Genomic DNA, 10,444 nt, shown 5'->3' with positions numbered 1-10,444 from the left:
ATTCGAACTTGCGACCACGCGCCCCCCAGAGGAGAAATTTATTTTTTCCGATAAAAGTAATTAACTTTATTTTAGTATATTTACATCACGTACAGAGAATTGCGATTTTGCCTTATTGTCATCTATTGCGATTTTTCTTGTACCACTTTTGTACCACCATCTATTTTACATCGGAAAATGGCCTACTCTGTTCGCATCGTTTTACGGAAATACAAACCCAATTCAATGGGGTATCACATTCTCCAATTATGCGTCACTAAAAACAGCAGTCGCAAGCGCATCAGTCTGAAATTATACGTCGATCCGGCCTATTGGGACAATTCGGCCGAACGACTTACCATCGAACGGAATCTGAAAGGCGAAAAGCAGCGGGAGGCCAATAAGAAACGAATTCAGGACAATGCTTTTTTGGACAAAGTCAAAGCCCGCGCCCGCGAGATTATCGAGAAATTCGAGATAGACGGCATCGACTGGACACTGAACCAATTTGAGGAAACATTTTTGAACCCCTCCAAGCAGGGAAAATTCTGCGCATACCTCGAAAATCACATCCAAACATTAAGGGATACCGGACATACGGGCAACGCCAAATGCTATTTCGAAACGCTTCGACTGCTCAAATATTACGACGGCAAACTGAGTCAACGGCTGTTTTCCGACATCGACCTGCGTTACGTGCGCAATTTCGATACGTTCCTGCAAAAGCGGGGTTGCAAGGGCAATACCCGCAAATATTATTTCAAGGCATTGCGGGCTATATTGAATCAAGCGAAACGAGAAGGTGTCGGTTCGGAAGCGACCTATCCTTTCGTCAAAGGCGGCTTCGAGATTGCCAAGTTGGAAGAAGCGACCGAGAAACGCTACCTCCCGCCTCAAGACTTGCAAAAACTCAAAGATACGCCCGCACAGAATCCCCAAAACGAATACGCCCGGCAACTCTTTCTTTTTTCTTACTACTGCTACGGAATGTCGTTCGTCGATATGGCCTACCTTACGACCGATCATATTCAACGGCTGGCTGACGGGAATTATATCGTTTACAAACGCAACAAAATCAAGCACCAAAAGAACGCAACTGCCATCCGAATCCACATTACGCCGGAGATTCAGGGATTGATCGAACAGCTGAAATCTGCCTCGCCAACCGTCGAAAATTATTTGTTACCGATCATCACTTGTTCCGGCTATACGGGCGAGAAGCTATACAACCACATCCGAAGCCGTTACGCCAAATATCAGAAATATTTGAAATCGTTGGCCGAAGAACTCGGCATCGATTATCATTTGACCAGCTATGTAAGCCGTCATACAATGGCAATGACCTTGCAATACAATAAAATCCCGCGCGAAATCATTTCGCAGATGCTCGGTCATGCCGACCTTGAGACGACCAACACCTACCTCGACAGCTTCGACAACAAGGTAATCAACGAGGCAGCAAAAGTTTTGTAATAGGCCAACAATGGTTTAATATTTTTTGTATATTTGCGCTATGAGCGTAAAAAACGAGTCGAAAATAAACCAATTACTGCAAGAGGTTCCGGCTGGAGCCGTGTATCTGACCTCGTGGATGAAGCAAAATAACATACCGCATTCCACCCAACACAGATACGTCGAATCCGCTTGGCTGACCCCCATAGGCACGGGTGCAATGATCCGCACGGGCGATACGCCTACATTATACGGAGCCATGTACAGCCTCAATACACAGGCTGACAAACATCTGACAATCGGAGCCATGTCGGCATTGGAGATACACGGATATTCGCACTACCTCCCGATGGGCAGGCCAACCGTTTCGCTGTCTGCGCCACAAAAGGAGTATTTACCGCTTTGGTTCAGAAAATACGACTGGGGAGTTACGCTCCGGCTGTTTACCACCGAAATATTCAATTCCGACACCGGAATCACCACCACCCGACAAGGGGTTTTCGAGTTGCCGATCTCTACCCCAGAACGGGCATTTATGGAGTGTCTGCACCTCGCTCCGCAATATTACGACATTACCGACCTCTATTATGTGATGGAAATGCTGTCGATACTCCCGCCAAAGAATGTGCAACGACTGTTGGAGGAGTGCCGTTCCGTCAAAGTGAAGCGGCTGTTCCTCTTTATGGCCGAAAAGGCCCATCATGCGTGGTTCGGGGCCCTCAACCTCGACAAAATAGACCTCGGCAGTGGCAAGCGGGTAATCGCCAAAGGAGGCGTTTACGATAAGAAATACCAAATCACTATTCCGGCAGAACTGAAAAATGATTAATCAAGAGTACAAAGAGCGCGTGCGGCTGTTGCTCCGCATCATCCCGATTATTTCGACGGAAGAATGTTTTGCCGTTCACGGCGGCACGGCAATCAATCTGTTCGTGCAAAATCTGCCGCGATATTCGGTAGACATCGACCTGACCTATATTCCCGTCGAGCCGCGGGAAGCAAGCCTCGCCCATATCAAAGAACGGCTGAAAGCGATAAAGGCAAAGATCGAGGCTGCAATACCGGGCATTGCAATACGCGAAGTTCCCAACAAATTGATCTGCACCCATAACGGGCATTTCGTCAAAGTAGAGGTAAACGACGTGAAGCGCGGCATTATCGCACCGCCCATCGAATTGCCCTTATGCGACCTCGCCCAAGAAGATTTCGGCGTATTCTGCAAAGCCCGCATCGTTCCGCTGTCACAACTCTACGGTGGCAAGATCACGGCGGCACTCGACCGCCAGCACCCGCGCGACCTGTTCGATGTAAGTCTGATGCTCGATTATATCAAAGACTTTGACCAGATCAAGCGCGGTTTCATCTTCTGCCTGCTGGGAAGCGACCGCCCGATCTTGGAGTCCCTTAATCCTAATTTCAACGACCAGCGCGACGCCCTGACCAACCAATTTGAGGGCATGTCCTCAACGCCGTTCACCTACGAGCAGTACGAAGCGACCCGCCGCCGACTGGTCGAGTATATCAACGACCATCTGACACCGACCGACAAAGCATTTTTACTCGGATTCGAGGACGGGACGCCGGATTGGGACGCATCGGAATACCAAGATTTCCAGCATTATCCGTCGGTTCAATGGAAGCTACTCAATATTAGAAAGCTGAAAAGGAAAAATCCACAAAAGCATGAGGACGGCATAATCAAGTTGCAAAATTATTTTGGATTCTAATGTACGAAGACATAGTAGATTACGATGACTTTTCAGAAAGAGTAGGTTCTGAAAACGACATCCTTGACCTAATTTACAATGAAATTTGGAAGAGAACATATTGCCCTAAATGCGAAAGATTCAACACCCACAGCAGAAGCAAATACGCTTCAAAAAATATTCTTTGTCATCATTGCAGTATACAATGGTCTATCCTGCAAGAGACAATATTTTTCAAGACACGCATCGATTTAGTTAAATGGAGCTATGTCATCTATGCAATATCGTTTTACCCCCGAAAAGTATCTGTTAAATGGCTCATGACCGAATTGAAAATCAACTCCTATAACACAGTCTGGCATATGGCAAACAAAGTTAAAACTGTTGCCAACCATAGCCCAAAAGACAAATGTATTTTCAGAGAATTAGAAAAAATATTTCGTCGGCATAGATTTATATAACAGGATATAAAATTCATATAACAGGATAAATTATATAAACGACACAAAAACCGCATAAAAAAAGCAAAAAAACTTCAGCCAATAGTATCTTTTCCTACATTACATCTTATAATCAATACAATATGACTGGGAACACCAGTCATATTTTTTGTCTAATCCATAAAAAAACGATATAAAATCTTCAAAATAAAAATACACAAAATATTGACAATCAATATTTATAAGGAATATTTATAATAAAATCAAAATACTGTCAAAATATCCATTCGTATTAGGAGTGCATAACTTAATTTTTTAAGATTATGCATACTAATTCTTTCTCAAAATTCGGGGATGATTTCCCCATCGCGGGACTCTCGGTAAAGCAATTTATCGAACTCTGCGTGAGCCTCGGCTTCGGCAATCGCCCCAACTCTTATCCTAATAAGCCGGAATCACCTCCACCAGAAATTATGGGCATCAATGATGTGATTAAACTTACAGGCTATTCAAAGGCCACGATCTACAAGTTCACACATCAACGACTCATCCCATTTCATAGACCCGCCCACGGGGGACGGCGCTTGGTGTTCATCCGACAGGAAATCGAAGACTGGATGAAAGAGAATTCAATCCCCACCGTCGGGCAATACTGTAAAGAACAATTAAAAAAACTTAATAATTAAAAAATTTATGAAAACAGAATTTAACCCTTTGGAAGCACTGGCCGACATTTCTGAAGACGAACTGAATGAATTTATCGAACTACAGGAGGAAGCTCCCAAGAAGCGCCGGAGACAAAAACCCCGAGAATCCTTTGTGTGTTTCATCTCATTTTACGAATCTATTAAATTAATGCCGGAACGGCTCCATTTAAGAGCATTCAGAGTATTGATGGATTATGCATTCTATCAGAAGGAACCGCCTACAAAGACACCAACACGTATTATGCAATCTTTCGTCAGTTGGCGGAAGCAGGTGGATGTGAACTCGCAAAAATATGATAGAAAAGTCGAGAGTAATTGGGGCGGGAAAGATGATGACGAGAAAGCGGATAATGACGGGACTTAAAACATCCCGTCTTATTTCTCAGAGCAATAACCGGACTAGAAACATACAAGAAACAGGCAACAAGTCAATACGCAAAACACTGAATAACAAAATCATATCCACAACCATCGGATAAAATGATAATTTCAAACGCAATGAACCAAAACAATAAACTCACACTCTCAAGGACAAACACCGTTGTTAGGATTCCAGAAGACATTGTTGGGCCTCAAGTTTCGCTCTTTGCAAACGTAGTTAGCACAACCCCTGTCGCAACGGTCGATTTATGGACATTTTTATTAACGACCTCCTACCAAAATATAGTAGACGAATATCGAGGCACTAAAGATCCGGACATACGCGCCAAAATCAAGAAATTCGAGATACCGTGCGTAACCGTTGCCGGTGTATTCGACACACGCGCCAAAAAGAGGCTTCAACATCTTCATAGCGGCTATATCTGCATCGATATTGATGGGAAACAAAACCCCCGTGTAAAAGGGCGATGGAACTTGGTCAAAAATATGTTGAAAGAAAGAATCAGCAGTTTATGCTATGCTGGGCTATCTGTTGGAGGCGATGGATTATGCTGCATCTTTCGAATAGCTTATCCTGAACGCCATAAAGCTCACTTTTATGCTCTCGTGGACGAAATACAAGAACGGACGCCACTAATCGTCGATGAAAGTGGCAGCGATGTCGTAAGGCTGCGTGTGGCCAGCTATGACCCTCACCCCTATTTCAACCCTGATGCTCCTCCGTACTTGTATTACAAGCCGAACAAATACAGTGCGCCGCGCAGGGTGAAGAAGGCTCGAAACGCCGAAATGGATGTAGTCACAAAACAACGGGCATATTCACTGATAAAAATAATTCAGAAAAAACAGATTGATATCACTGTTGGACGTGCCGTTTGGAAATCCATCGGACAAGCTCTCGCCAGTGAATTTGGGCCCGAAGAAGGGTTACGACTTTTCCACTTGGTAAGTAAATGGCATCCCGATTACGATCATACTGAATGCGATGAAATGTTTGACTGGTGTATCAAAAATCACGATGATGTGGATATAGCTACTTTCTTTTATCATTGTCAAAGGTATAATATAACTTTCAAATAACCCCATCGTGCCGCGAGTGAAGCCGGAGCCCTTCAAGGCTCCAGCTTTTTTATTATATCTGCATCCCTGCGTAGATAATACCCGAAAGCATGTTTGGCGAAATTTGCACAACAAGGCCCCGATGGGTGTCGTCAATTACGAAATATTTTTTACCTTTGTCTTGTCGCGCAAGCGGCGTATATTGGTGAAAGTGTTTCGATTTAACCTCGAATAGGAATCTGGAAAATTCAATTTGCTGAGGGTAAACGACGGCACTCATCACTTGTATTGGTATGCGAGATTAATCCCCATACTATACAGGTGTGGGGTCTTGTGTCAGTTTATTTCAGCAAAGGTATTCCAGAACCTCTATTCGAATAAAACGGGCAGCTCCACACTTTCTTTTTGTAATCATGCCAAGTCGGGGCTGGGTGGCAACAATGTTTACTACCATGCCTAAAACTACCGTACACACTATCTTGCAAGAAATTGGCATTCGCGCATTACGCGAGTATATCTATAAGCACCTCCCTGCACCGGATTTCCACTCACACGATTTCACAAGAAACTTCGAACGTCATTTTGCAACCCAGTATATTCAGATGCAGGGGCTATATGCACGTAAGACCACAATTGAAGCCCGGAATACGACAATATCTTCTGAAATCGGAAAATTTCTTGGCCGAAATCGTGATTTGTTACAAATTGAGAAAGGTCCCAAGCGCATATCTATCAATATGAATGGTAAAAAGTCTGCGGCTCGTATATGGCATAAAATTTCGCAATCATGAAACGTCTACTTTTACTTACAACCCTAATCGGCTTACTGTTCATCAGCCTTAACAGTTTCGCCCAATCATCCAAACCCAAACGCGCCACCATTAAATACGAGAATGGCGTCAAATATGTCGGAGAAATCCGAAAAGTTAGCCCCAAAGGATTCATTATTAGAAAAATGAAATTTAAGCATGGCACGGGTATCATGTATTTTGCCAACGGGGATCAACTCAATGGAGAATGGTGTTATGATCAATGTAAGCGTGGAACTTACAAATTTGCCTACGGAGATATTTTTGAAGGAGAAATTAGCGAGAGTTCCATCCAAAATGGAAAGATGATTTTTTCTTCCGGCCTTGGAACGATGATATTTGCCTCCGAGGGAGATATTACGCTGGGATATAAGATATGGCGCTACCCGGCAAATTGCAGTTTTACAGGAACAATCAAAGATAAAAAACCTTATACAGGCACTTTTGATTGCACATTAACAACGAAAGATGGCGACCGCTTTACCGGAAGATTATACGAAAAGCACCTTCGTTACGGTAAAATTGAATATGCCTGTGGCGACACATTCGAGGGAAATTTCATATCCGACACCCCGTCAAGCGGCAAATATCGCTACGGAAACATCACGGAAATAAAAAGAGCAAATCACAAATGGGAAATTCCAGCTGGATGCGTTTTTGAGGGTAATATCGTCCCATTTACAGGAACAGTCAACATGGAAATCACCAATGCGGCCGGAGATAAGTTCATAGGCAGACTGAAAAACGGAGTACCGGATGAAGGCACAATGGTTTTTGCCGCCACAGGGCATATCGAAACGGGAAAATGGAAAGACGGATTATCCCCTCGTGAATACCAGATTCAGCAGCGCGCCAAAGAACGAGCACGAGACTCAATTACTAAGGCGTTTGTGGCGCAACAACGAATAAAAGCTCGCGCCGATTCTCTGAAACTCGCAGATGAAAAGCAGAAACATCAGGCTGAAGAACAAAAAAAGCAAGCATTCGTCCGAAAATATGGTCAACGATATGGCGCACTTATTTATCAAGGGAAACTCGAACTTGGCATGACCCAACAAATGTGTCAGGAGGTAATTGACATAAAATCATACGATATAGGAAAAAGCATACGATCCGGGCACAGGGTTGAAACATGGACTTTTAATAAGGACAAACAAGACATGCAAGTCGCCGCAGCGATGACACAACTTTCCGGCGAAGACGCAATGGCTTTAGCCTTACTGATGGGATTTGCCGACAGCGTAGGTGCATCAACGCCCAAATACTCTATTTTAGTTTTCACCGACGGGAAATTGACAAGCCTTTATTAACCAAATATCATGAAACGAATAATCATCTCTCTACTGTGTATAATAACGGTTCTATGCGGATATTTTTTAATTCACAAAAAAAACGCATTTATCAATACGAGAACGGCAACAAACTCCACACAGCAGCCGTCAACCCCTTCGCCGTTAGAACAACTGAAAACCCAATTCAAACAGCCGTTTAAAGGGCGTGCTTTTCAGGAATTGGTGGGCATGAGCGAATCCCTTAATAACATTTTATATTGTGACACATTAGATGTTGCACAAAGAGCAAGTATCCTATCACAAATAACAAATAAACCTTATTCAGAAATGAATGCTTTAGTTTCGGAGGTAGATCGTTGTATCTCGGAATGCTGTGATTCTCCATGCTTTGCCGCCATACAAGATTCTATTATCTATTCCTACACCGACGAAACTCTCGATGTATACTGGTATTACAAAGTTCAAGGACAAGATTCAGTCTTAATGTTCAATATGGCTGAATATAAAAAAGATTACCCGGAATTATATTTTCTCGAAGACCTTACAACCGATGCAAGCATGTTGGATTGGGAAGCTATGACAACTGCATTTGTAGCATCAGCACGGCAATCCTCCCAACTGGACAACTCAATATACAAAGCGACCTTTGAACAGATCTACGCAATGGGATTTATTGTCGGATTAAACGATGGAGATTGTACCGCACAACAATTTTTCAAGCATGCAAAACAAACGGCGGGTATGACACCCCAAGAAATTTTAACCGAGAACTACCAAAACGACCTTCCGGAAATGGACACTTTCGGTCTAATTAAACAAATACATGATCCTCAAGAATTTTATGATTTAATAACTGGCGATCAAAAGGATTTCGGATTCTATTTTATGCTGAAAGGATATGAAGCTGCAATCCGTGTGTTAGGATGTGATGACTTAATCCGAAAGAAATACAATAACAACCAACAAAGAATAGTTCAAAAATGCCGCGAATTATACTCCACAGCGTATTCTTCGTCTTGTAAAGAATAAACTTAACGTACTGCATAATTACTAACTTGCATTATTATGGGACTAATTGTATCTATAACTTTAGTATTAGGCCTCATATTTTATTGGGAAGGCCGCCGATTATATAAAGAGACTGAAGAACATTCGAAACTACAAAGAATTGCAATCACGATAAAATTGGGAGGCATAAGCTATCTCAAATCACTCTTTATGCTTGCATGCCTAATAGCACCCGCTGTTATTATGTACTTAATAGGAGATGCTATTAAAGACCTTTATGATTTTTCAAAAGATTTCAAGGAAAACCCCTCTTTAACGGACCTTATCGACTCAATCAATCATCTACTTCTCTCTATTGGGGCAGGACTCGCCATTGGAATAGCCGTAACTGCTTTTTGTTTAGGATTGTTAATCATCTATCGCACCCGAAAATTGGAGAAAGACGAATAAATTAACCTTCCATGGAAGAAACCACACCAACCTTTATACAGGAATATTTCGGTGAATACGGTATTATGGGGTCAATTATCGTGATTCTGTTGTTCATCATAGGATTTTTGTACTTAAGACAGAAATATCCAAAAATGACTTTAACAAAAGAAGCCCCGGAAGAAACCCCTGCCGAGGAACCGGAACCAGAACCTCTTTTGATTCATTGCCCGGCTTGCGGCACTGAAGTTTCCCGCTATGCTCCGGCATGCCTTAAATGCGGACATCCGATATGCCCGACCGAATCAACACACAATGAAACCATTATCAATGTCCAACCGGAGAAGAAAGAAGACCGAGGCGGTTGTTTATGGTCTTTATTGGGACTAATCGTGCTAATAGTGGCTTCTATCTTCTTTAATTTCATCGGCTATTTCATTGCGCTCATTATTTTAGCTCTTTGCAGGGTATTCAGTGCAGGTGAGGCTATTTTTCTATTTATCGTAGGCTTAATTCTCACATTATTACTACCCATTCTCAGAATCATATCTTTAGGAGCATTATTTTTATCATAAAGAAATTAACGAACCTTAAACAAACAATCATGAAAAAAATTATTTTAATCCTTGTGGGGCTGGCATTGTGCCTCACTGTAGCAGCGCAAGAAAAGGCAAAAACTACGAATGTGCAGGGATATGCTTTGGCAATTGACAATGCGTTTTATTCTTTCAAAGAAAGTACGAAAGCAATCACCGATCAAAATTCTCGGAGGGGATTCGATATGCAGTTCTTCTTCACCCAAAAAGCAGATTATCCTATTATGGGAATAGCCAACATTGCTGGAGCAGGTATGCTTTTCACTGTCCGAAATACGAAGATCGCAAAGGAATATTCAGCAAATAGCACTGTCGTATTAGAATGTATTGGTTTGGACAACACGAGCCCGTTTAATATTATATTTGACTTCGGAGACAGTGCCGAAGATTTCTGTTATCCATGGAGCTTCACGCTGAAAGCTTCTGATATGATGGTAACAGCAAGTTTCCGAGACAAAGATGGAATAAAACTGGTTTCAGAAGACCCCGACTATAAAGAAGTATTTAAGGTATTGCAAGCCAAATACAAAGAACATTACAATATTAAATAATCTTGCATTGTATATTTGTAATTAGTTAATTAAAT

12 protein-coding genes are annotated in these 10,444 nt (G+C 42.4%); all 12 read left to right on the top strand.

Annotated features, from left to right (window positions below; all coding sequences use genetic code 11):
• The first annotated feature begins 177 nt into the window (after nt 1–177).
• Entirely contained in the window at nt 178–1,452 is a 1,275-nt protein-coding gene (locus tag QVP03_RS04125) for a site-specific integrase (protein ID WP_026318148.1), read from the top strand.
• Nucleotides 1,453–1,492: 40 nt separating this feature from the next.
• A complete protein-coding gene (locus QVP03_RS04120) occupies nt 1,493–2,260 on the top strand; it encodes a type IV toxin-antitoxin system AbiEi family antitoxin (RefSeq protein ID WP_022332320.1) in 768 nt (255 codons plus the stop codon).
• Nucleotides 2,253–3,158 (top strand): nucleotidyl transferase AbiEii/AbiGii toxin family protein, encoded by a 906-nt coding sequence (locus QVP03_RS04115; RefSeq protein ID WP_022332319.1) that lies wholly within the window; start codon nt 2,253–2,255, stop codon nt 3,156–3,158. The genes QVP03_RS04120 and QVP03_RS04115 overlap by 8 nt, the downstream gene beginning before the upstream one ends.
• A gap of 742 nt (nt 3,159–3,900) precedes the next feature.
• Complete coding sequence (locus tag QVP03_RS04110; RefSeq protein ID WP_018694601.1) at nt 3,901–4,263, top strand: helix-turn-helix transcriptional regulator; 363 nt, start codon at nt 3,901–3,903, stop codon at nt 4,261–4,263.
• A gap of 7 nt (nt 4,264–4,270) precedes the next feature.
• On the top strand, nt 4,271–4,648 hold the full coding sequence (locus tag QVP03_RS04105) for a DUF6291 domain-containing protein (protein WP_018694600.1): 378 nt from the start codon (nt 4,271–4,273) through the stop codon (nt 4,646–4,648).
• A 134-nt stretch (nt 4,649–4,782) separates the two neighbouring features.
• Nucleotides 4,783–5,745 carry a BT4734/BF3469 family protein gene (locus QVP03_RS04100; RefSeq protein WP_022332318.1) on the top strand — a complete coding sequence of 321 codons (963 nt, stop codon included), beginning with the start codon at nt 4,783–4,785 and terminating at the stop codon, nt 5,743–5,745.
• Nucleotides 5,746–6,176: 431 nt separating this feature from the next.
• Nucleotides 6,177–6,515 carry a hypothetical protein gene (locus QVP03_RS04095; protein WP_288210635.1) on the top strand — a complete coding sequence of 113 codons (339 nt, stop codon included), beginning with the start codon at nt 6,177–6,179 and terminating at the stop codon, nt 6,513–6,515.
• A complete protein-coding gene (locus tag QVP03_RS04090; protein WP_022332317.1) occupies nt 6,512–7,843 on the top strand; it encodes a hypothetical protein in 1,332 nt (443 codons plus the stop codon). The genes QVP03_RS04095 and QVP03_RS04090 overlap by 4 nt, the downstream gene beginning before the upstream one ends.
• 9 nt (nt 7,844–7,852) lie before the next feature.
• Nucleotides 7,853–8,854 carry a hypothetical protein gene (locus tag QVP03_RS04085; RefSeq protein WP_022332316.1) on the top strand — a complete coding sequence of 334 codons (1,002 nt, stop codon included), beginning with the start codon at nt 7,853–7,855 and terminating at the stop codon, nt 8,852–8,854.
• 36 nt (nt 8,855–8,890) lie between these two features.
• Entirely contained in the window at nt 8,891–9,283 is a 393-nt protein-coding gene (locus QVP03_RS04080) for a hypothetical protein (RefSeq protein ID WP_130065262.1), read from the top strand.
• An 11-nt stretch (nt 9,284–9,294) separates the two neighbouring features.
• Nucleotides 9,295–9,837, top strand: coding sequence for a zinc ribbon domain-containing protein (locus tag QVP03_RS04075; protein ID WP_022332315.1), 543 nt, complete (start codon nt 9,295–9,297; stop codon nt 9,835–9,837).
• A 29-nt stretch (nt 9,838–9,866) separates the two neighbouring features.
• Nucleotides 9,867–10,409 carry a hypothetical protein gene (locus QVP03_RS04070; RefSeq protein ID WP_022332314.1) on the top strand — a complete coding sequence of 181 codons (543 nt, stop codon included), beginning with the start codon at nt 9,867–9,869 and terminating at the stop codon, nt 10,407–10,409.
• The last annotated feature ends 35 nt before the right edge of the window (nt 10,410–10,444 follow it).

Source organism: Alistipes sp. CAG:29 (assembly GCF_000435435.1).
In the GTDB taxonomy this organism is placed as follows: domain Bacteria; phylum Bacteroidota; class Bacteroidia; order Bacteroidales; family Rikenellaceae; genus Alistipes; species Alistipes onderdonkii.
The sequence above is the reverse complement of the archived record's forward strand: the minus strand, read 5'-3'. Positions and strand labels throughout refer to the sequence as shown.

Coding starts and splice junctions, on each gene's coding strand:
- QVP03_RS04105 (WP_018694600.1), top strand. CDS start 4,271: ATGAAAACAGAATTTAACCCTTTGGAAGCACTGGCCGACATTTCTGAA.
- QVP03_RS04095 (WP_288210635.1), top strand. CDS start 6,177: ATGCCTAAAACTACCGTACACACTATCTTGCAAGAAATTGGCATTCGC.
- QVP03_RS04075 (WP_022332315.1), top strand. CDS start 9,295: ATGGAAGAAACCACACCAACCTTTATACAGGAATATTTCGGTGAATAC.
- QVP03_RS04120 (WP_022332320.1), top strand. CDS start 1,493: ATGAGCGTAAAAAACGAGTCGAAAATAAACCAATTACTGCAAGAGGTT.
- QVP03_RS04125 (WP_026318148.1), top strand. CDS start 178: ATGGCCTACTCTGTTCGCATCGTTTTACGGAAATACAAACCCAATTCA.
- QVP03_RS04115 (WP_022332319.1), top strand. CDS start 2,253: ATGATTAATCAAGAGTACAAAGAGCGCGTGCGGCTGTTGCTCCGCATC.
- QVP03_RS04080 (WP_130065262.1), top strand. CDS start 8,891: ATGGGACTAATTGTATCTATAACTTTAGTATTAGGCCTCATATTTTAT.
- QVP03_RS04090 (WP_022332317.1), top strand. CDS start 6,512: ATGAAACGTCTACTTTTACTTACAACCCTAATCGGCTTACTGTTCATC.
- QVP03_RS04070 (WP_022332314.1), top strand. CDS start 9,867: ATGAAAAAAATTATTTTAATCCTTGTGGGGCTGGCATTGTGCCTCACT.
- QVP03_RS04100 (WP_022332318.1), top strand. CDS start 4,783: ATGAACCAAAACAATAAACTCACACTCTCAAGGACAAACACCGTTGTT.
- QVP03_RS04110 (WP_018694601.1), top strand. CDS start 3,901: ATGCATACTAATTCTTTCTCAAAATTCGGGGATGATTTCCCCATCGCG.
- QVP03_RS04085 (WP_022332316.1), top strand. CDS start 7,853: ATGAAACGAATAATCATCTCTCTACTGTGTATAATAACGGTTCTATGC.